We start from the raw sequence: 19,362 nt of genomic DNA on the forward strand, positions 1-19,362 counted from the left end.
TTCAACCGTAGGATGCCGGGCAGTGTAACGGTTAAGATCGGATCATCGCGAGGGCCATGTCGACCGCCGCGAACAGGCTCCCGGGATCGGTGCGGTCGGTTCCCGCTAGATCCAGGGCGGTGCCGTGGTCGACCGAGGTGCGAATGATGGGCAGGCCAAGCGTGACGTTGACGGCGCGTCCAAACCCCAGATGCTTGAGGACCGGCAGCCCCTGATCGTGATACATGGCGAGCACGGCGTCGGTGTCCGCGAGCCGTTCCGGCACGAAGGCCGTGTCGGCCGGCAGGGGGCCGGTCAACTGCATCCCTTGCCTTCTCATTTCGTCCAGAACCGGGGCGATGACCTCGATTTCCTCGCGCCCCAGATGCCCGCCCTCGCCGGCATGCGGGTTGAGACCGCAGACCAGGATGCGTGGCCGGTCGATGCCGAAACGTCGCGACAGATCCCGATGCAGGATGCCGATGACCTCCGCCAGACGTTCGCGCGTGATCGCACCGCTGACCCGCGACAGCGGCAGGTGGGTGGTGACCAGCGCGACGCGCAGGCCGGGGGTGGCCAGCAGCATCACCGGAATCGCGTTGCAACGCTCGGCCAGGAACTCGGTGTGTCCGGTGAAGGGTAGCCCCGCGTCGTTGATCACGCCCTTGTGGACCGGCCCCGTGACCAGTCCGTCGAAGGTGCCGTCAAGACAGCCATCGCAGGCGCTTGCCAGCGTCTCCAGCACATAGGCCGCGTTGGCGGTGTCGAGCTGGCCAGCGACGGCCGGCTGGCGCAGCGCGACCGGAAAAACGCTCAGATGGCCGGGCGGCGAGGCGACGGGCGTGGCACGCGGATCGAAGGTCTGGAGCCGGAGGTCGAGGCCCAGGTTCCGGGCGCGCGCCGCCAGCAGATCCGGATCCGCCACGACCACGAGTTGGGCCGCTGGCGGGCGTTGCGCGAGCCGCGCGACCAGATCGGGACCGATCCCCGCCGGCTCGCCCGGCGTGATGGCAAGACGCCGCGTCATGAGGTCTGATCGAGCCGGATCTCGACATAGGCCTCGTCGCGCAGTCGCCGCAGCCATTCTTCCGTGGCCTCTTCCGCCTTGCGCCGCTGTAGGGCCTCGCGCGCCTTGACCCGCAGGATGTCGACGCTGGCATCCTGGCTGCGCCGCTCCTGAACCTGCACGATATGCCAGCCGAACGAACTCTTGAAGGGCTCGCTAGTGTCGTTGATCGCGAGCGCCGTCATGGCCTCCTCGAATTCAGGGACCGTGTCTCCGGGATTGACCCAGCCAAGATCGCCGCCCTTGAGTGCCGATCCGGTATCGTCGGAATGCGCGCGCGCCAGGGTCGCGAAATCCTCGCCGTCCAGAATGCGCTGGCGCAATTGCGAGAGACGCCGTTTGGCATCGTCGTCGGAGACCACTTCATTGGTGCGGATCAGGATGTGTCGCGCCTTGGTCTGGGTGACGTTTTGCGCGGCGGCACCCTTGATTTCGCGCATCTTGATGATGTGAAAACCGCTGGAGTTGCTGAGCGGGTTGCTGATCTCGCCCTCGGCCATGGAAAAGGCCAGATCGGCGACGAGAACCGGCACCGCGCCCATCTCGAACCAGCCGAGATCGCCGCCTTCGAGCGCGTTGCGACCATCCGATTCGCGCACCGCCATCTCGCCGAAGTCGGCGCCCTGGCGCAACTGGGCGACCAGCCGGTTGGCCTTGGCTTCGGCGGCCTTGACCTGTTCGGGCGTCGGATTCTCGGGCAGCGCGATCAGGATGTGCTGCAAGCGGACCTGTTCGCGCTCGATCAGCCGGCTGGATTCCTTCGCCAGAAAGCGGTCGATCTCCTGATCGGTGATGCTGATCTTGTTGACGACCTCCTGACTCTGCAGGCGGCTGGTGAGGATCTGGGTACGGGTATCCTCGCGGAAATCCGCAAAGCGGATACCGCCGGCCTCCAGGGTGGTTTGCAATTCCTCCAGCGACAGATTGTTGCGGCCGGCAATCTTGGTCAGGGCCTCGTTGAGGGTGGCTTCATCCACTTCGATGCCGAGATCCTTGGCGCGTTGCCGCTGCAAGCGCTTCAGGATCAGCCGGTCGAGCACCTGTTTCTCTAACTGAGCGCGCGGCGGCTCGGCGGTACCCTGTTGTCGCAGCTGCGGAAGGACCAGACTGACCTCCCGGCTAAGTTCGCTCCGCACGACCACATCGTCGTTGACGACCGCGACAATGGCGTCCAACTCCTCGACGCCAGGTTGGGCGAGGACGGCGCTCATCGACAGGATCAGAATGGCCCCCAGGCGGCCAAGAGTTGCAGGCCGCGGCGCGCGGCGGCTAGTCCGTTTGATAACCATAGATTCCTCGTTCCAGGAGTTTGTCGATCCGGTTGCCGAATGAACCGAGACCGGCCAACTCAAGTTGTAGCATGACGCTGGTACTGCCCGTGTTGTCGGAACTCCGTTTCAAGTGCTGTCCCAGCACGCGCAGACGCCAGCAGCAGCGGCCGAATTCGAGGCCGGCAAAGGCCTCGACGGTTTCGTGGTTGAGTAGCGAATACAGCCAGCGTCCGACGAGTTTAACGTGCGAACCGATCGGCATCTGAAAAGAGAAGTCGGTGTCTTCGTATTGCTCGGCGGCCTGCGTGCCAAGATTGTACCGGTAGGCCAGATTGAGCAGGCGATCTTCATCGGGGACATAGCGAAGTTGCAGAATTTGTTTCTCCCAGACTTGCTCGGTTTGATGCGGATTCCACTGGACGCTGGCGAGGGCGGCCCAGTCCGGATGCAGGCGTGCCGCGAGTTCGCCGGCGACCGAGGAACTGAGGTCGGTTTCGACGCTGTCGCCGGTCAGTTGCACCCGCCGGTGGTCGAAGTAATACACCTGACCGATGCTCGCGCGGAACAATTCGTCGCCGGTACGGTTGGCGATGGTGCGCGAGGTCAGGCCAAGGGTAAGGCGGTTTTCGTCTCCAATGCGGTCATAGCCGGTGAAGCGGTTCGGTCGAAAGAGGCTCGCGAAGCTGAAATTGAGCGCGGTGGTATCGAAGCGCGGCGTCTCCGACTGATCCTCGAAAGGTGTCAGGACATAATACAGGCGCGGCTCCAGGGTCTGTAGCGTCGGGGTGCCGAGCCAGTCGGTCTCGCGCTCGAAAATGAGCTTGCCGTCGAGATCGAAACTCGGGATCAGATGCGAGGGTCGGCTCGCTAATCCCTCGGTCTGGCCGATGAGATCATAGTCGGTGTAGAACAGCCGTGCGCGGGGGATGACATGGCCAAAGCTGCGTCGCAACGGAATGCGCACGGAGGGGATGGCCACCAGACGGTTGCCATGCACCGCCGAGCGATGATCGAAGTAGTCGTATTGACTCTCGAAGCGGTATTCGAGAAGCTGTTTCCAGTGTTTCGGGTCCAGGTTCAGCTCGATGTGCGGTAACTGGCCGTAAGGTCGATCCGCGGGCGCGACGCTGGTGTCGACGGTCTGGAATTCCTGGACCCGTCCGAGCAGGCGCCAGCCGTCTCCGGCATAGGCGAGATCGCCGCGTCGGCTCAGATTGCGGAGGCTGGTGACATCCAGCCGATTGCCGAAATCCTGAAGATACTGGTCGTCGGAAACGGCGGCATAGTCCACGGCGGAGAACCAGCGCGTGCCGAAATGACCCTGCTGTTCGACCCGCAGCGCGCCCCTCGCGCCCTGATCGGGCGCCTTTTGGTCGCTTGGCAGAACCTCGGCATTGACTTCCAGTTCCTGAAAACTGGCGAGATGGCGTAATTGGGCGCCGAGCATCAGTCCCCGCGTGCTCATGTAGCGGGGGATCAGGGTGGCGTCCAGGTTGGGGGCGATGTTCCAGTAATAGGGCAGGGTGATATCCGTACCGGTCTCGTCCGATGAGCCGAAGGTCGGGATCAGCAAGCCGCTGCGGCGCCGGCCATCGATGGGAAAAGACAGATAGGGGCTGTAAAGCACCGGGATGTCGGCGATGCGGATGCGCGCATGACGGGCCGTGCCCATGCCGCTCGCCTGGTCGAGTTCGAGTTCGCTGGCCTTGATGGACCAGTCCGCATGGCCGGGCGGGCAGGTGGTGTAAATGATGTTCCGGTAGCGGCTCAACTGTTCCGAGAGCATCCAGGCGCGCGTTGCCTCGCCGCGCAGATTGGCATTGCCCGACACGCGATAGCGGACCTGTTCGATGGTTCCCTGCTTGGTCTCCAGATTGTATTCGGCCCTGTTCCCGGTCAGGCGGAGTCCTGGAAAGTCGAGATAGAGGTCGCCGAATGCCTTGATGTCGCCGCTGCCGCGATGATAGGTGGTGCGATCCGCCTCCAGACGCCGATCGTTCTGGAGAATTTCGACATCCCCCTGTAGCTGGATGAGCGTGGTGTGCTGGTCGCCGTCGACGCGATCCGCCGTCATATCGATCGGCATGGCGTTGGTGCCGTCCAATGGGGCCGCGCTGTCGATCCCGCTTGAGCCGGGACGAGGTCCGCAATAGTCCCAGGCCAGATTGGCATGCAAGCGCCTTTCCTGGCGCTGCGCATCTCCCGCGCCGATGGTTTGATTCAGGCCGATGTCGGGGGCGTTCGTGCCCTCACTTTCTCCCGTGTCTCGTGGCAGCAGTAGCCGGGCATCCTCTCCAGCCGGCCCATGCCGACGCAACGCCGTCAATGATTCGTTGGAGCTTGGTCTGTTCGGCAGCAGTTCTGTTGGAGATGGGCGATCCGGCTCGATGGTCGACGGGACGAAGAGGTCGGCGCGCGTCTCCGGCACCGACTGCCGTGACGCTTCATCCGCCGCGGCGGATTGATTCGGTGGGGTTGGAGGCTGGGCGGAGACTGGCGCCGCGGCTTCGTGCGGGCCTGATGGTGGTTGGCAGTCATCGCCCGCGCGACTGGATAGATCGGGGCAGGGAGCGGCACTGGCGGGGCTCGGAACCTCAGAGAAGGCTGACGTCGACAAAGCGATGAGAATCGGCAGCGCGGCCGCGCGCGCGCCGCACCTAAGATCGGCCATGGTTGGCATCCGTCTAAACCGCGTCCAGCATGGCATGCGTAGTTTCTGCAACGGCTCGGTCCCACCTGAATCGACAGGCTTCGTCACTGATGCGGCTGAATGGACACGAGGCTGAATGAGTGGACGAGTTGGTTTCAACCTGTAACCATGTCATATCCAGGCCCTGTCAGCAATCTTGACATGTGCTAAACCGCCTTCGGCATGGCATGGGCGGCTGGCGCGTCGACCTGGACTCAACGAACCGAACCGGCGTCGCGGTTGACGCGGGCCAGGTTTTTATTGGTGATCATTGAAACCGCGTCTCGCATGGCGAACGGTTCGCGCGCGTCCGGGTTGACGTGTCGCGGAGCGCATGACGGCGGATGTGGGTTAAGTGTCGTGAGTGGTGGATATGTCGGATCGGAATGAAAGGTTGCGAAACTGGCTGGCAACTCAGTTCAATGGCGAGTCATTCGAACTCGCGCCCGCCTCGTCGGATGCGAGCTTTCGGCGCTATTGGCGGGTGAGTCATGCCGCCGGAACCCTGATCGCCATGGATGCGCCACCGGCGTTCGAGGATTGCGGTCGCTTCGCCGATCTCTCTGGGCGCTTTCGTGCCATCGGCGTCAATACCCCTGAGATCCACGCGGAGGATCGTGCCCAGGGTTTTCTGTTGATCGCCGATCTCGGAGACCGCGTCTATCTGAGCCAGCTTGACGCCAACAATGCCGACCGTCTGTATGGCGATGCCCTGGGCGCGCTGGCGGTCATTCAGGCTTGCGGACCGCTCGATGGCCTGCCGTTTTACGATGCCTCGTTTTTACACCGTGAACTCGATCTGTTTCATGAATGGTTTCTGCGGAAACAGCTTGGCCTGAGTCTCAGCGTAGAGGAGCTGTCGACGCTCGCTCAGGCCAATGAGTTTCTGGTTGCCAGCGCCCTGGAGCAGCCGCAGGTCTGCGTGCACCGTGATTTCCACTCCCGTAACCTGATGCTGACCGACACGGCAAACCCTGGGGTTCTGGATTTTCAGGACGCGGTGATCGGTCCGGTCACCTACGATCCGGTCTCGCTGCTTCGGGATTGTTACATCGCCTGGCCCGTGGAGCGAGTTGCTGACTGGGCGCTGGGTTATTGTCAGCTTGCCATTCAGTCGGGAGTCTTGCGCCAGGATGACGCCGAACGCTTCCCGCGCTGGTTCGACCTCATGGGGACTCAACGGCACCTGAAGGCGTGCGGGATCTTTGCGCGCTTGAATCTCCGCGACGGCAAACCGCACTATCTGGGCGATATTCCCCGAACCCTTGAATATGTGATCGAGGTGACGGGTAAATACGGCGAACTAGACGAGTTTTGCCGATTTCTGTCGGCGCGGGTCTTGCCTCTGACCCAGGAAAACTCTGTCAGCCACTCGCGGTCAACGTCACGCGCCGTTCTTCGATGACGACGGGGAATCGAAAAGATCGGCGAGTCCTTCCAGCTCCTCCCACGCAAGTGCCTCATCGGAGTCGTTAGGGTCGCTGTCGCCGGATGGACGGATTGGTTTTTGCGCACCGTCGGCGATCGATTCCGGGGCGGTCTTCTCAGGTTTGGATGCTGTGAATGGCATCTCCGCGAGGGTGTCCGCGATCTCGAACTCGTGCTGGTCAGCAAGTTCTTCTGACCGGACGTCGAAAATGTCCTGGTCCATGTCCGTGGTTTCTTCCTCGATCACGATATCCGCGATGGATTCGTCTGGCGGAGCCGCATGAGGCGATGCTGACTCGGGCGGTTGCTGGGATCGGTTGAAGGCGGCCGAATATTCGCTCATCAATTCATCCAGGGTCTGTTTCGTGCTTTCCAGTTCCGCCGCGAGTTCTGCCTTTTCGCTTTCGAGATGACCGATGTCACCCGTCGGCAACCGTCCGCTGGGCGTCAGGGTCGTCCAGGGGCTCAGCACCTTGGCCAACTCCGCTGGAATGTCCTTCAGTTTTGCGCCATCCCGTTCCAGATAGAGACTCAGCATCGCGTTGTAAAAGGCCTTCTCGCGCGCGACATACTCATCGACCTTCGCCTCCAATTCCTCGCCTTCCATCTGATAATTCGATTGGAACAGGGTCGTCAAGGCATCGCGTCGTGAGATCTCGGTCTTATCAAGTTTTTCGATCACGGCGCCGACATGCACCTGATCCGAGTTAAATTGCTTGCGTTGTCGACGCAGCAGGAAAAATAGAATCGCCCATGCCACCAGGGCGAATTCGGTGGCCAGAACCAGGCTGCCAAGTTCGAGTGCGCTCATGCTGAATTCACCCTTGCCTGTCGCGCCGGATCGATCGCGGCGCTTTTCGTCGAGCGACGCAGTAACCACCAAGTCAGGCCGAGCATCAAGCCAAGAATAGCGTTACCGACGAGCAGATACAGGCTGAATTCGATCCATGACAGCCCTTCGGAGGAATCAGATGTTTTGTCATGACGATTCGCGCCGGCCGGCGCGGCAAACTCGAAGACGAATGGTCTGGGCTCCAGATCGAAATCGATCGCCTCGCCGGTCAAGGTGCGTGCCAGCAGCCGGCCATGAAGTTGGAATTCGCCGGGCCGTTCAACAGGAAGGGACAGGGCCAGGGGAAAGATCGTCGGTTTTGGAACGTCAACGACGGTCTTGCGTCCCTCGGGATCCTGTAGGAGCAGGTAGCCGGACACCGTGCTCGGATCGATCAGATCGGGCTCGATCGTCAGGGTCGCCATGAGCGCCGCGACCGGCGACGCGTCCGATGGAAGCTGTTCTTGATAGGCGATCGTAAAAGGCGGGCCCGCGAGGTGCAAACGCTTCGATGTCTGTCGTTTGAAGGTGCCGCCGTCCAGCACGACGTTCAACTGATAGAGACCTGGAACGAGCGATTTTGTCTCAAATTGACTCCGGTAGCGACCGCTTTCCTGATCGAGAACCAACGTGACCTCAACCCCGTTCGCACTGTCCTGGGGCTCCGGCACCTGTTCCGGCGGTGGTTCTTCGCCGTGCCGAGAGGGCGTTTGTGCCCCGCCATCGTCACCCGGACGCGGACTCTCGGAAATCGGCGTCAGGGTGGCGCTGGCGGTCAGTAACCGCAGGAAATCGCTGCGCGTGACGGGTTGTTGGTGGTCGGTCAGCCAGACTTCGAGGCGGAGCGTCTCGCCGTGCCGGAGCGTGTTCGGGAGCGGGGCAAGCTCGATCCCCAGATCGGTCACGACCACCACCCGGTTATCCGGATCGGTGGCGCCCTGAAGTTCCCATTGGCCGGGTTTGGGCTGGGCCAGGGTCACCAGGTCATAACCGGACTCCTTGCGCCAGGTTACCCCCGCCGAGGGTTTGTTAGCCGAAATCAGGTCGCCGGCAGGCGAGATCAGTTGGGTCGCTCCTTCTGCGCCACGGAACGCCAGCAGGGTAAATTCGGAAACCCGCGCGTCGATCTCGAACCGGTTGCCTTCCAGTGGGACCGTTGTCGGCGCCGCGGTTTGCTCCAGCATGCGCAGAAAAACGCGCTGCAGCGCGTCCGCGTCCTTGGGGGATTCCAGCCAGCCGTCGGTCTGCGTGGTCAGGAGGCGCAGGAGCTCGGCATCGACCTCGTCCGACAGGGCGATGGCATGAACCTTGACGTTGAGGGTCTTGAGCTGTTCGATCTGGGTGGAGACGATGCGCGCGCGCGAGGCGGCACTCTGGTCCGCGTCCTTGGAGACGTCGACCAGGCCATCGGTCAGCAGAACGAGGTGGCGCTCGCTGTCCGCGGTCGGCGTCTCCCAGCCCGCGACGGCCGCCGTGATGGCCTGTTCGATGTCGGTGAACAGGCCGCGCGAATGGATGTGTTCGAGTCGGGCGCGGGTGCGGGTCTTCCATTGATCATCGACCGGTCCGGGCGGCGCCAGGATTTCGGTTTTCTCGGCAAAGAGCCAGACACCCGCGCGGGCGCCTTCCGGCAGGAGTTCGTTGACCAGTCGCAGCGCCGGAATTCGCAGGTTTTGCGGGTCGTTCCGCTTCATGCTGCCGGAGACATCGATCAGGATTCGCACCTCCGGCGTGGCGGCGACCAGCGTGCCGGCGGTTGTCAACAGGGCCAGCAACAGGGCCGCAAGCAAGCGCCCGGGGATCCGGGGAGGGGTCGGATGGTGCATCATGTCGAGGGTGACGGCCGCGTGCGGCAACGCTGGAGTCTTGCGCAAGACCTCGGGCGGCAAGGGAGAGCGACGGTTGACAATGTCGTGCGCGGCATCACGGCAGCCACAACTCGAAACAGCCGCCCGTCAGGGTGTGACCGTTGGCGAGTCGTATCCGCCCGGTGCGTTCAGGCGTCTTGTGCATCTGGGCGATGCGGGCCGCGAAGTAAAGCCCCAACCGTGTCCTTGAGGGATCGCTCGTGGGATCGGTCAAATTTCGCGCTGGCTCGTTGTCATCGGGAAGCCATTGAGGCAGCTTGCCTGGAAAGCCCGAACCGTCGTCTTCCACGCGAATGACCAGGTAGTCGTCGACTGTCTCGGCGCTCAGCAGAATGCGTTCGCGGGCATAGCGGCGAGCGTTTCCGATCGTGCTATTGAGGACGCCATGGATCAGGTCCGTGTCGAAATAGCCGATCAAGTCGGGATCGCTGGTCGCGCTCAGATCGAGGTTCAGTGCCTGGCAGAGCGCCTGATTCTCGGCGACGACCTCGTCGAGGAATTCGTCGAGATTCTGTTCGGCGATCCGCGCGACCAGTTCTGCGGTCCCCAGCTTATAGAGATTCAGCAATTGAATCAGGTTGCTGTTGGCCCGTTGCGCCTCGTGCTGCAAGAGGCTGGCTTGTCGCGGATTGGCGAGATGGTTAGCGGGATTGGCGATCAGTTCGTCAAGATCGTTCAGGATCAACCCGAGCGAGTTTTTGATGTCGTGGATGGAAGAGGCAAGGATGTCGGAGAAGTCCATGATGTCGTGCCACTAGACCTTGGGAGCGAGAGTGCGCAGGCGGGAGATGACGTCGTTGAGCCGCCAGTCGTTGGGGGCCAGCGCATGAACCCGCCCAATATAGCGGCGGACGAGCTGGATGTCTTCGTTGGTGGTGCCCAGTTTTTCCATCTTCATGATGCTGGCCTTGGCTGCGTTCAGGTTGATGGTTTTGTTGCCCGGCATGTCCTCGGCGGCTTCGTGCAGGAGTTCCAGGGCGGCATCGAATTCGCCTTGTTTGATGAGGCGCACACCCAGATTGTTGGTTTTGACGACATCTTGCTGGATCTCGCGAATGGCCGTCTCGGTGTCATACTCAACGCCGGCCTCGCGGCAGGCTTGCACGACGTTCATGAGGAACTCCTCGTCGTCATGGTTGTTGGCGATGGCCTTTTGCAACAGCGCGGCCGCTTTGTCCTGCTCGCCCAACTGCGCGTAGGTCTTCACCATTTCAAGACTGAGTGTGGCGTGCGACGCCTCGCCGAAGCGCGCTATGGCCGCTTCGGCGGTTTGCAACGCCTCCAGCGCGCCTTCCCGATCGCCTTGCTGTTGTTTCACTGTCGCCGTTGCGGTCGCCTTGTAGAAGGTCGCTTCGGGCGTGTTCGAAAACACCTTGCCGATCTCGCCGATGACCTTCAACGCCTCGACGTGTTTGTTGTTCGATGACTTGGATCGCGCCAGGTTGGCAAACAGCGAGGGATGGTTCAAGACCGAGTGTTTGGCCAGCGTCACGGCGTGACCGAAGGCGATCTCCGCCTCCTGCGAATTCCCATTGCTCAGCGCCAGTTCGCCGAGCATTTGCTGGCGTTTCAGGCCGCGCGGCGAGAGTTTGACAGCGGAGCGGACGGTCTCTTCGGCCTCGGCGAACTGCTGCAGGGCGGTCTGGGTTCTGGCGAGCCAGTCACTGGCCGCGATCAGGTTGGGATCGAGCGCGATCAGTTGCCTGAACATCTCCTGGGCCTTGGCATAGTGTTTTTTTAAGTACAGAACCTTGCCCATCCCGAGGCGCGCCCAGGCGATCTCGCGCGCGGCCAGCACCTGCTCATAGACCGTCATGGCCTCGTCGTAGCGGTTTGCCGCGAGACAAATCTCCGTTTTGAGCTTGAGCAGATCCGCGAGGTTTTTGGGCGAGGCGGCGATCAATTGGTCCAGTTCGCCGATGGCGGTGCCATAGTCCTTAGCCACCAGCGCCTTGTTGACCGGAGCCAGATGGGCCTTGCGTTCGAAAAGCTTGTCGAGACGGTTTTTCAGCAGTTCCTTGGTGAACGGCTTGGACAGATAACTGTCGGGCGCGTATTCCGCCGCGCTCATGACCATCTCGCGCGTGTTTTCGGCCGTGACCATGATAAAGATGCAGTCGATCCCTATCAGCTGACGATGCCGCGCTTCCTCCAGTACCTGTTGGCCGTCCTTGCCTGGCCCCAGGTTGTAGTCGCATAACACGACATCGAACCGCTTTTTCGCCATCTGCGCGATGGCGTCATTCCCGTCACGGGCCTGATCGATATGATTGACGCCGAGCGAGCGCAGAATACTTCGGATCGCCGCGCGCATATCGCTGAAGTCGTCGATGACCAGGCACTGTTTTTGGGAAAATTCTTCTGCCATCTTGCTGCGTTCCGCGCGCTCGTCAATCCACCTGCCCCCACCACCGATGGCTCGGATGCTACCCCTCCCTGTCGGTCACCATCAAGAAACTTCGCGCGCTGGCGGCTGGTTTGTCTCGCGCGCAATGGCGCGGTAACCGATGTCGCGCCGGCAATAGCAGTCATCCCAACGCAGGCGATCGACCCCCCGATAGGCCAGCCGCTGCGCCGCCGACACGCTGTCGCCCAGCGCCGTCACGCAGAGCACGCGCCCGCCGTTGGTCACCATGGCGTTGCCATCCAGGCGGGTGCCGGCGTGAAAGACCTTGGCCTCGCTGGGCGGTACCTCATCCAGTCCGGCAATCGTGTGTCCGACCGCATAGCGATCCGGATAGCCGCCAGCCGCCAGTACCACGCCCACCGCGGGGCGAGGATCCCACACGGCCGTCGACTCGTCGAGCCGGCCCGCGAGCGCGCTCAGACAGAGCCCGACCAGATCCGATTGCAGACGCATCAGCAGCGGCTGGGTCTCGGGATCGCCCAGCCGACAATTGAACTCCAGCACCCTGGGCGTGCCGTCGGCGCCGATCATGAGGCCGGCGTAGAGGAAGCCCCGATAGCGGATCCCCTCGGCGGCCAGTCCGTCGGCGGTCGGTTGCATGACCTCGCGCAGGATACGCTCATGGATCTCGGAGGTAACGATCGGCGCCGGCGAATAGGCGCCCATGCCGCCGGTATTGGGGCCGCGGTCGCCATCATCCCGTGCTTTGTGATCCTGGGAGGTGGCCAGCGGAAGGATATCGCGACCGTCGACCATGGCGATGAAGCTGGCCTCCTCGCCGGTCAGGAATTCCTCGATCACCACCCGCGCGCCGGCCAGACCGAAACGGCCCGCGCCCAACATGTCGCGCACCGCAGTCTCGGCGGTGGCCAGATCCTCGGCGAGGATGACGCCCTTGCCCGCCGCCAGTCCGTCGGCCTTGACCACGATCGGCGCGCCGACCTGGCACAGATAGGCCAGCGCGGGTTCCAGTTCGGTAAAGGCGCCATAGGCCGCCGTGGGGATGGCGTGGCGGGCGAGGAAATCCTTGGCGAAGGTCTTCGAGCCTTCGAGTCGAGCGGCCTCCCGGCGCGGACCGAAGCAAGGCAGCCCGGCGGCCTCGAAGGCATCGACGAGGCCCGCGACGAGCGGCGCCTCGGGGCCGACGATGGTCAGGCCGATCGCCTGCTCGGTGGCGAAATGCAGCAGCGCGGGGATGTCGTCGGCGGCGATCGGCAGGTTCTCCACGCCGGGTTCGCGGGCGGTTCCGCCGTTACCGGGGGCGACGAAGACCCGGTCCGCCAGGGGTGACTGCGCGACCTTCCAGGCCAGCGCGTGCTCGCGTCCGCCGTTGCCGACGATCAGAATGTTCATGGTTGGTCTCATGCGATTTCAGGGGTTTAGCGCGACATCCCGATAGAGATCGGCCAGCGTCAGGCGGAGCTTCCAGTCAGCAAGGTCGATGCCTCCATCCATTCCGTTCGCCTCGCTCAACACCCAGCGATCCTGTTCGGGACCGCGCGTGAACAACTCGGCGTGGGGGCGCTCCTGATCGAGCAACAAATAGTACCGTAGCTCCGGAATAGTCCTCGTGCGTGAGCATCTGTCGGGTCTGAAGTTCGGGCGCGGTCGCGGACATGGGCAATCCTCGTCTTTAAGCGAACGAAATCAAACCGCGCCGGCTGGACTGGATGAATTGCACGATCTGTTCGGTCTCCGGTCCGGGGTACTCGTGTTCGGCGCGGACCAGTGCCTCGGCCAGTCGTAGACCGGAGCGGAACACCAGACGATAGACTTCCTTGATCCGTTTGCGCTGTTCCGGGCTGAAACCGTTACGTCGGAGGCCAACGACATTCAACCCAAGGATTCTGGCGCGATGACCGTCGGCCAGGGCGAAGGGCGGCACGTCCTGAGCCACCCCGGTGACGCCGGCTACCATGGCATAGGAGCCGATGCGGCAAAACTGATGCACGGCGACCTGACCGGACAGGAAAACGCGATCGCCGACCTCGACGTGTCCGGCCAAGGTGGCCGAGTTGGCGAAGATGTTGCGGTTCCCAACGACGCAGTCATGGCCCGCGTGCGAAAAGGTCATCCAGTAATTGTCGTGGCCGATGCGTGTCCCTTCCTCGGACTTGATGCCGCAACTGATGTTGACCCCTTCCTTGAAGTGATTGCGGTCGCCGATGACGAGCGGACGGGCTTTCTCGGGCGTGAAACTGAGATCCTGCGGTTCGGATCCGAGTGTCGCGCCATGGCAGACGCGGTTCTCCGCCCCCATGCGGGTGTTGGCATAGATGCGCGCGCAGCTTTCGATGACGCAGCCCTCGCCAAGGACCGCGCCGGCCTCGACGATCGAATAGGGGCCGACGCGCACGCTCTCGTGCAGTTCGGCGCCGTCCTCGATGATCGCGGTTGGATGAATGCGCATTAAACCGCGTCCGTCATGGTCTGCACGCATGGTGCATTGAATGGGGCTTGCGTCAGTCCATGGGCGTCGGCGCTGACGTGGTTTAAGTATTTAACTTCATAACTATTTTTCATCTCGAAGCGCGTTCTGTCAATCATGGTTGGTTGCTCGGATGCCGAGATCGCTCCAAGCGGCACAAGGTCGCGCCAGAACGCGCTTCAATGCCTGAAATGACGCATCCCGGTGAAAACCATGGCCATGCCGTGCGCATTGGCCGCGGCGATGACCTCCTCGTCGCGCATCGATCCGCCGGGCTGGATGACGGCGGCGATCCCCGCCTCGGCGGCCTGGTCGATGCCATCGCGGAAGGGGAAGAAGGCGTCGGATGCCATCGCCGCGCCGGCCACGGCAAGTCCGGCCTGCTCGGCCTTGATGCGGGCGATGCGCGCCGAATTGACCCGGCTCATCTGCCCGGCGCCCACGCCGACGGTCATGCGCTCGCGCCCATAGACGATGGCGTTGGACTTGACGAACTTGGCCACGCGCCAGGTAAAGAGCAGATCGTCCAGTTCCTGGTCAGTGGGCGCGCGGCTGGAGACGGTCCGCACCGACTCGGTCAGGCGCAGATCCGCGTCCTGCACCAGCAACCCGCCGTTGACGCGTTTGAAGTCGAGCCGGTGGAGCGATTCGCTCGACCAGTCGCCGCATTCGAGCAGCCGCACATTCTGTTTGGCCGCGACCGCCGCGCGAGCGTCCTCCGAGAGACGCGGGGCGATGATGACCTCAACGAACTGACGTTCGACGATGGCGCGCGCGGTCTCGCCGTCGAGTTCGCCATTGAAGGCGATGATGCCGCCGAACGCGGACTCGGGGTCGGTTTGATAGGCGCGGTTGTACGCCTCCAGCAGGTTTGCCCCGAAGGCCACGCCGCAGGGATTGGCATGCTTGACGATCACGCAGGCGGGTGCCTCGACGAACTGTTTGACGCACTCCAGCGCCGCGTCCGTGTCGGCGATGTTGTTATAGGAGAGTTCCTTGCCCTGGATCTGATGGGCGGTGGCGATCCCCGCCTCGACCACCTCGTGCTCGACATAGAAGGCGGCCTGCTGATGCGGATTCTCGCCATAGCGCATCGACTGCTGGCGCTTGAATTGCAGGCTCAGGGTGCGCGGGAAAGTGGCGTCCGCGTCGGTCGCGGTCAGCGTGCCGAGATAATTGGCGATGGCGCCATCATAGCGGGCGGTATGCTCGAAGACCTTGACCGCCAGATCGAAGCGGGTGGCGTCGCTCACCCCGCCGCTCTCGGCGATCTCGGCCAGTACCCGCGCATAGTCGGCGGCATCCACCACCACGGTCACGCTGGCATGATTCTTCGCGGCGGCGCGCAACAGCGTCGGACCGCCAATGTCGATGTTCTCGATGGCGGTGGCCAGATCGCAGTCCGGCTTCGCGACCGTCTGCTCGAAGGGATAGAGATTGACCACGACCAGATCGATGGGGTTGATCTCGTTCTCGCGCATCACCCGCTCGTCGATGCCGCGTCGCCCCAGGATGCCGCCATGGATGCGCGGATGCAGCGTCTTGACGCGCCCGTCCATCATCTCCGGGAAGCCGGTGTAGTCCGAGACCTCGGTGACAGGGACATTCTGTTCGGTGAGCAGTCGCGAGGTTCCGCCGGTGGAGAGGATTTCCACGCCACGAGCGGCCAATGCCCGGGCAAAGTCGACCAGACCGGTCTTGTCGGAAACGCTGATCAGGGCACGATGAATGGGTTGCATGCAGGGGGTCCGGGTTTGGGGTTACTTTAGAGTTTTCAGTTTTCAGTTTTCAGGTGTCAGATATTTTTTGTCATCAGGGAGCCATGTCGGGAACTTTTCAAGTTCGAGCATTCCAACAACTGCCAACTGCCAACTGCCAACTGCCAACTGCCAACTGCCAACTGCCAACTGCCAACTGCCAACTGCCAACTGCCAACTGCCAACTGCCAACTGCCAACTGCCAACTGCCAACTGCCAACTGTACCATTCAGCGCTCGATTCCATACTCGCTGAGTCGCTTGCGCAGGGTGCTGCGCGTCATGCCGAGCATTTTGGAGGCGTGGCTGAGGTTGCCGTTGGCGTGTGTCAGGACGGTCTCGAAGAGCGGCCGTTCGACCTCTTCCATGACCAGGCCATACAGTCCGGTGATCTCGTGATCCGCCATGTTGTCGAGGTAAAACCGCAGGGCGCTCCGAACGCACAGGCTCAAGGGATCCGTGCGATCCGTCTCCACCACGCGCAGCCCCGCCGACTGCGGTGGTTCCGATGCGTGTTGCGCAGCCGCTGTCTTCATGCTGCTTGGTTCTCCGTGTCGGGGCATTGGTCGAAGAACGCGAGCACCCTGGACAACTGGTCCGTCGGGGTCTCCGTTCGATTGATGTCTTCTCTAAAGCTCGCCGCGCCGGGCAGATGCCGGCAATACCAGGCGATATGCTTGCGCGCGACGCAGACCCCGTGGGAACCATAAAACAGGTACAGCTCTTCGAGGTGCGCGCTCAGGATGTCCTTGATCCAGTCTTTTGGAGGGATCCCGGATGCTGCATGGATCCCGTCACTTGCGGGCTCGTCGGGCGCGAGGCCCGCGGCCAGGCCGGCGGCGATGTCGCGGAAGATCCAGGGGCGTCCCTGGGCCGCGCGTCCAATCATAATAGCATCGGCGCCGGTGTAGTCCAGAATTCGTCTTGCCTGTTCGGCGGTGGCGATGTCGCCATTGGCGATCAGCGGCAGCGCGACCGACTCCCGAATCGCGCGCAGCGTGTCGTATTCGGCGGGGATGCCATAGTGACAGGCGCGGGTGCGGCCATGCACGGTCAGCGCGGCGATCCCGGCCTCGCGGGCAATGCGGGCGATCTGGAGCGCGTTGCGGTGCTCGGGCGACCAGCCGGTACGGATCTTCAGTGTCACCGGCGCGTCGACGGCAGCGACCACGGCGTCCAGAATCCGCCCTACCAGGCTCTCGTCGCGCAGCAGGGCGGAGCCGGCGGCGACCTTGCAGACCTTTTTCGCCGGGCAGCCCATGTTGATGTCGATGATGTGCGCGCCCAGCCCCACGCTGACCTTCGCGGCCTCGGCCATCTCGGCGGGGTTGGAACCGACAATCTGCGCCGCGATCGGGCCTTGCTCGCCGCGATAATCGAGTCGACGGAGCGATTTGCGGCTACCCCAGAGCGCGGTGTTGGCGGCGACCATCTCGGCGACCGCCAGCCCCGCGCCAAGCCGCCGGCAGAGGGTGCGAAAGGGGCGATCGGTAATCCCCGCCATGGGCGCCAGAATCAGATTGTTGGCGAACTGGTAAGGACCGATGGCGAACGGGATTGGCGGGGTTTGGAGATTTTGCATGGCGGATAAATGGTCGATAATCAGGCGTGAAACCAATCGATTCTTAAGGAGTGGCGAACATGCCGCAAGCCGCGACGAAGACGAGTCATTTGACCTACGGCGAGTATTGTCAATGGCCTGACGACGAACGCTGGGAACTCATTGACGGCAATGCCTTTGCGATGGCGCCCGCGCCGACGCGATTGCATCAGGATTTTGTGGTCGAGCTGACGCGACAGATTGCCAATGCGCTTCAAGACCACCCCTGCCGCGTCTATGTCGCCCCCTTCGACGTGCGTCTGCCCAAGGGCGACGAGGCCGATGCACGCATCGACACCGTCGTTCAACCCGATGTCGCCGTGATCTGCGATCCGTCCAAACTCGACGACAAAGGCTGTCGTGGCGCGCCGGATTGGATCGTCGAAATCCTCTCGCCCTCCAGCGCTGTCCACGATCAGATCCGCAAGCGTGCCCTCTACGAACGTCATGGCGTGCGCGAATACTGGCTGCTGCATCCGATCGACCGCGTGTTGACCATCTACCGGCTCGGCGAGCAGGGCGCCTTCGGCAAGCCGGACGTGGTGGAACTGGAAGGCACGACCGCCGTATCCGCCATCGCTGGGCTGGAAATCCAGTGGCCCGAGATCCGCTATCTGGCAGGCTCGGACTATCCCGACTTCCGCGATTCGAGCCGCCGTGCGGCGTAACTGATTGATCCTCCTATTGGACGTCAGCAAAGGTCGGCACTACAAAGAGCTTAGGCGATGTGGGCTTGCCGGTTGGAGGAAATCCTTGGGGGCGGTTGTTCTGGCCGGCGGAGATGCAGCTGATCGAGCAACAGGTGCAGCTCGGGCTCCGGTTCGGTATAGCGACGCAAGACCAGGGTGCGCCCATCGGTGGTGGGCCGGTGGACATCGACCATCTGGATGACGGCGAATTTCTCCAGCGCAGACCTTGGGGTCAGACCTGGAGCGAGAGGCCGCAGCCGGGCCTTCGACGTGACCTGCAGGCAGTAGGCGAGGAAGGCGACGAAGAGATGGGCGGCAATCCGCCGGTCCGATTGGGGAAAGATCGGACGAATCTTCAGGTCTCCCTTGAGGTCTTTGAGGGCCTGTTCCACTTCGGTGAGTTGGATGTCATTGGCCCACCGTTGCGCCGGGTTGTCATTGACGAGGTTGGTGCGCCGCAAGTAACGCCCCTCGCGTCGGCGGGCCAAGCGCCGCTGCTTGCGGTGGAGGGTCAAGGCGACGGTGTCGGGAGTGACCGGTTGATCCTTCTCTGGCACCGGGATCTTGACGAGCCCATAGGCGCGTCCGGCCTCTTTCTTGGCCGCTCCGAGCGTCGGCAAGAGTTGATCCCGGCTGGGGGCCTGTTGTTGCAATGCCTGCAGGCGTTTGCACAGACGCTTGAGGCGACGTTGGCGCATCGCCTGCTCTTTGTCTCGGCGTCCAGCGCTCAGCGCGCGGACGTAAGCCTCGTGGTCCTGCTGCAAGAGTTCGACTGTCACCGGCGCGCGCACGACGTGCCAGGGCTGGTCGAGGAAGGCGTGTTCGCGCTGGGTCAGACGGCCTTTGGGCGTGCCGACCAGATCGTGCACCGGCGGATCCGCGGCGCGCATCAGGCCAGGGTCTCTGCGGTGGGAATCCCCCGATCCAGGACCCACACCCGCTCGGCTTTGCCGTACTGGCGTTCGATCTTGGCCAAGACATCCGTGAGTGTCCGCTTGTCGAGCGGATTGCCGGGCAGCGCCTCGTCGGCGAGGGGAACGCCGGCGGGGGGGACGATCAGGGCGAGGACAACCGGAACACAATCCGATCGTTGATCCCGGCTGTAGCCAACCTTCCGCTTGCCCGATTCCGGTGGCTCGCATTCCACATAGGTGCGGGTCAGATCGTAGCGCAGCACCTCAAAACGGGCCTCGAACAGCGCACGCCAACGGGCCTGGAGATGGGAAAACAAGGCCTCGCGATGCACCGCGAGCCGGTCGAGACAGCGGTAGAGGGGATCGCTCGGGGCGATCGCGAAGTCTTCCCCCAGCAGATCGCCGATGGCGCTGCGGTCGTACCAGGAGCGATGC

The 19,362-nt window shown here is 62.9% G+C and carries 18 protein-coding genes; 2 read left to right on the forward strand and 16 right to left on the reverse strand.

Features of this window, described 5'->3' with window-relative positions:
* Positions 1 to 31: 31 nt before the first annotated feature.
* From pdxA to lptD, 3 genes are read right to left on the reverse strand one after another with little or no spacing between them, the layout of a single operon-like run.
* Positions 32 to 1,006 (reverse strand): 4-hydroxythreonine-4-phosphate dehydrogenase PdxA, encoded by a 975-nt coding sequence (gene pdxA, locus QZY07_RS16220; RefSeq protein WP_295404936.1) that lies wholly within the window; start codon positions 1,004 to 1,006, stop codon positions 32 to 34.
* The gene (locus tag QZY07_RS16225) at positions 1,003 to 2,334 is read right to left on the reverse strand and encodes a peptidylprolyl isomerase (protein ID WP_295404939.1); all 1,332 of its coding nucleotides are present in this window, start codon (positions 2,332 to 2,334) and stop codon (positions 1,003 to 1,005) included. The genes pdxA and QZY07_RS16225 overlap by 4 nt, the downstream gene beginning before the upstream one ends.
* Positions 2,315 to 4,987: an LPS assembly protein LptD gene (gene lptD, locus QZY07_RS16230; RefSeq protein ID WP_295404942.1), complete on the reverse strand. Its 2,673-nt coding sequence runs from the start codon at positions 4,985 to 4,987 to the stop codon at positions 2,315 to 2,317. Before lptD ends, QZY07_RS16225 begins: the two co-directional genes overlap by 20 nt.
* Positions 4,988 to 5,378: 391 nt before the next feature.
* Here lptD and QZY07_RS16235 point away from each other — a divergent pair, with 391 nt between their 5' ends.
* The gene (locus QZY07_RS16235) at positions 5,379 to 6,410 is read left to right on the forward strand and encodes a phosphotransferase (protein ID WP_295404944.1); all 1,032 of its coding nucleotides are present in this window, start codon (positions 5,379 to 5,381) and stop codon (positions 6,408 to 6,410) included.
* On the opposite strand, the gene QZY07_RS16240 is transcribed toward QZY07_RS16235, so the two are convergent.
* The 11 genes from QZY07_RS16240 to dusB form a co-directional block, all read right to left on the reverse strand.
* Positions 6,390 to 7,244: a hypothetical protein gene (locus QZY07_RS16240; RefSeq protein WP_295404947.1), complete on the reverse strand. Its 855-nt coding sequence runs from the start codon at positions 7,242 to 7,244 to the stop codon at positions 6,390 to 6,392. The genes QZY07_RS16235 and QZY07_RS16240 overlap by 21 nt on opposite strands.
* Positions 7,241 to 9,139, reverse strand: a complete 1,899-nt coding sequence (locus QZY07_RS16245) for a vWA domain-containing protein (RefSeq protein WP_295404950.1) — start codon at positions 9,137 to 9,139, stop codon at positions 7,241 to 7,243. Before QZY07_RS16245 ends, QZY07_RS16240 begins: the two co-directional genes overlap by 4 nt.
* 49 nt (positions 9,140 to 9,188) lie before the next feature.
* Complete coding sequence (locus QZY07_RS16250) at positions 9,189 to 9,875, reverse strand: HAMP domain-containing sensor histidine kinase (RefSeq protein ID WP_295404953.1); 687 nt, start codon at positions 9,873 to 9,875, stop codon at positions 9,189 to 9,191.
* 12 nt (positions 9,876 to 9,887) lie between these two features.
* Entirely contained in the window at positions 9,888 to 11,501 is a 1,614-nt protein-coding gene (locus tag QZY07_RS16255) for a tetratricopeptide repeat-containing response regulator (protein ID WP_295404956.1), read from the reverse strand.
* 81 nt (positions 11,502 to 11,582) lie between these two features.
* Positions 11,583 to 12,893, reverse strand: coding sequence for a phosphoribosylamine--glycine ligase (gene purD / locus QZY07_RS16260; protein WP_295404960.1), 1,311 nt, complete (start codon positions 12,891 to 12,893; stop codon positions 11,583 to 11,585).
* An 18-nt stretch (positions 12,894 to 12,911) separates the two neighbouring features.
* A complete protein-coding gene (locus tag QZY07_RS16265; protein ID WP_295404963.1) occupies positions 12,912 to 13,082 on the reverse strand; it encodes a hypothetical protein in 171 nt (56 codons plus the stop codon).
* A 91-nt stretch (positions 13,083 to 13,173) separates the two neighbouring features.
* Positions 13,174 to 13,950, reverse strand: coding sequence for an acyl-ACP--UDP-N-acetylglucosamine O-acyltransferase (lpxA, locus tag QZY07_RS16270; protein WP_295404965.1), 777 nt, complete (start codon positions 13,948 to 13,950; stop codon positions 13,174 to 13,176).
* 197 nt (positions 13,951 to 14,147) lie between these two features.
* Entirely contained in the window at positions 14,148 to 15,707 is a 1,560-nt protein-coding gene (gene purH / locus QZY07_RS16275) for a bifunctional phosphoribosylaminoimidazolecarboxamide formyltransferase/IMP cyclohydrolase (RefSeq protein WP_295404968.1), read from the reverse strand.
* 42 nt (positions 15,708 to 15,749) lie between these two features.
* Complete coding sequence (locus tag QZY07_RS16280) at positions 15,750 to 15,971, reverse strand: hypothetical protein (protein ID WP_295404971.1); 222 nt, start codon at positions 15,969 to 15,971, stop codon at positions 15,750 to 15,752.
* Positions 15,955 to 16,260, reverse strand: coding sequence for a helix-turn-helix domain-containing protein (locus tag QZY07_RS16285; RefSeq protein ID WP_295404973.1), 306 nt, complete (start codon positions 16,258 to 16,260; stop codon positions 15,955 to 15,957). The genes QZY07_RS16280 and QZY07_RS16285 overlap by 17 nt, the downstream gene beginning before the upstream one ends.
* Entirely contained in the window at positions 16,257 to 17,306 is a 1,050-nt protein-coding gene (gene dusB / locus QZY07_RS16290; protein WP_295404976.1) for a tRNA dihydrouridine synthase DusB, read from the reverse strand. The genes QZY07_RS16285 and dusB overlap by 4 nt, the downstream gene beginning before the upstream one ends.
* Positions 17,307 to 17,365: 59 nt before the next feature.
* Here dusB and QZY07_RS16295 point away from each other — a divergent pair, with 59 nt between their 5' ends.
* Positions 17,366 to 17,992: a Uma2 family endonuclease gene (locus QZY07_RS16295; protein ID WP_295404979.1), complete on the forward strand. Its 627-nt coding sequence runs from the start codon at positions 17,366 to 17,368 to the stop codon at positions 17,990 to 17,992.
* A 50-nt stretch (positions 17,993 to 18,042) separates the two neighbouring features.
* Here the strand turns inward: QZY07_RS16295 and QZY07_RS16300 are convergent, their stop codons facing one another.
* Positions 18,043 to 18,903 (reverse strand): hypothetical protein, encoded by an 861-nt coding sequence (locus tag QZY07_RS16300; RefSeq protein ID WP_295404981.1) that lies wholly within the window; start codon positions 18,901 to 18,903, stop codon positions 18,043 to 18,045.
* Positions 18,903 to 19,362, reverse strand: a 460-nt coding sequence (locus tag QZY07_RS16305) for an IS1634 family transposase (protein WP_295404984.1), incomplete at its 5' end; no start/stop codon positions are given. The genes QZY07_RS16300 and QZY07_RS16305, both read right to left, overlap by 1 nt.

The sequence above is a fragment of the uncultured Thiocystis sp. genome (assembly GCF_903866365.1).
In the GTDB taxonomy this organism is placed as follows: Bacteria; Pseudomonadota; Gammaproteobacteria; order Chromatiales; family Chromatiaceae; genus Chromatium.

Bases quoted from the DNA above. Each gene is read 5' to 3' on its own strand.
- purH (WP_295404968.1), bottom strand. From the start codon at position 15,707: ATGCAACCCATTCATCGTGCCCTGATCAGCGTTTCCGACAAGACCGGT.
- QZY07_RS16225 (WP_295404939.1), bottom strand. From the start codon at position 2,334: ATGGTTATCAAACGGACTAGCCGCCGCGCGCCGCGGCCTGCAACTCTT.
- QZY07_RS16300 (WP_295404981.1), bottom strand. From the start codon at position 18,903: ATGCGCGCCGCGGATCCGCCGGTGCACGATCTGGTCGGCACGCCCAAA.
- QZY07_RS16280 (WP_295404971.1), bottom strand. From the start codon at position 15,971: ATGGAATCGAGCGCTGAATGGTACAGTTGGCAGTTGGCAGTTGGCAGT.
- QZY07_RS16240 (WP_295404947.1), bottom strand. From the start codon at position 7,244: ATGAGCGCACTCGAACTTGGCAGCCTGGTTCTGGCCACCGAATTCGCC.
- pdxA (WP_295404936.1), bottom strand. From the start codon at position 1,006: ATGACGCGGCGTCTTGCCATCACGCCGGGCGAGCCGGCGGGGATCGGT.
- QZY07_RS16255 (WP_295404956.1), bottom strand. From the start codon at position 11,501: ATGGCAGAAGAATTTTCCCAAAAACAGTGCCTGGTCATCGACGACTTC.
- lpxA (WP_295404965.1), bottom strand. From the start codon at position 13,950: ATGCGCATTCATCCAACCGCGATCATCGAGGACGGCGCCGAACTGCAC.
- QZY07_RS16235 (WP_295404944.1), top strand. From the start codon at position 5,379: ATGTCGGATCGGAATGAAAGGTTGCGAAACTGGCTGGCAACTCAGTTC.
- purD (WP_295404960.1), bottom strand. From the start codon at position 12,893: ATGAACATTCTGATCGTCGGCAACGGCGGACGCGAGCACGCGCTGGCC.
- QZY07_RS16295 (WP_295404979.1), top strand. From the start codon at position 17,366: ATGCCGCAAGCCGCGACGAAGACGAGTCATTTGACCTACGGCGAGTAT.
- QZY07_RS16285 (WP_295404973.1), bottom strand. From the start codon at position 16,260: ATGAAGACAGCGGCTGCGCAACACGCATCGGAACCACCGCAGTCGGCG.
- lptD (WP_295404942.1), bottom strand. From the start codon at position 4,987: ATGGCCGATCTTAGGTGCGGCGCGCGCGCGGCCGCGCTGCCGATTCTC.
- dusB (WP_295404976.1), bottom strand. From the start codon at position 17,306: ATGCAAAATCTCCAAACCCCGCCAATCCCGTTCGCCATCGGTCCTTAC.
- QZY07_RS16250 (WP_295404953.1), bottom strand. From the start codon at position 9,875: ATGGACTTCTCCGACATCCTTGCCTCTTCCATCCACGACATCAAAAAC.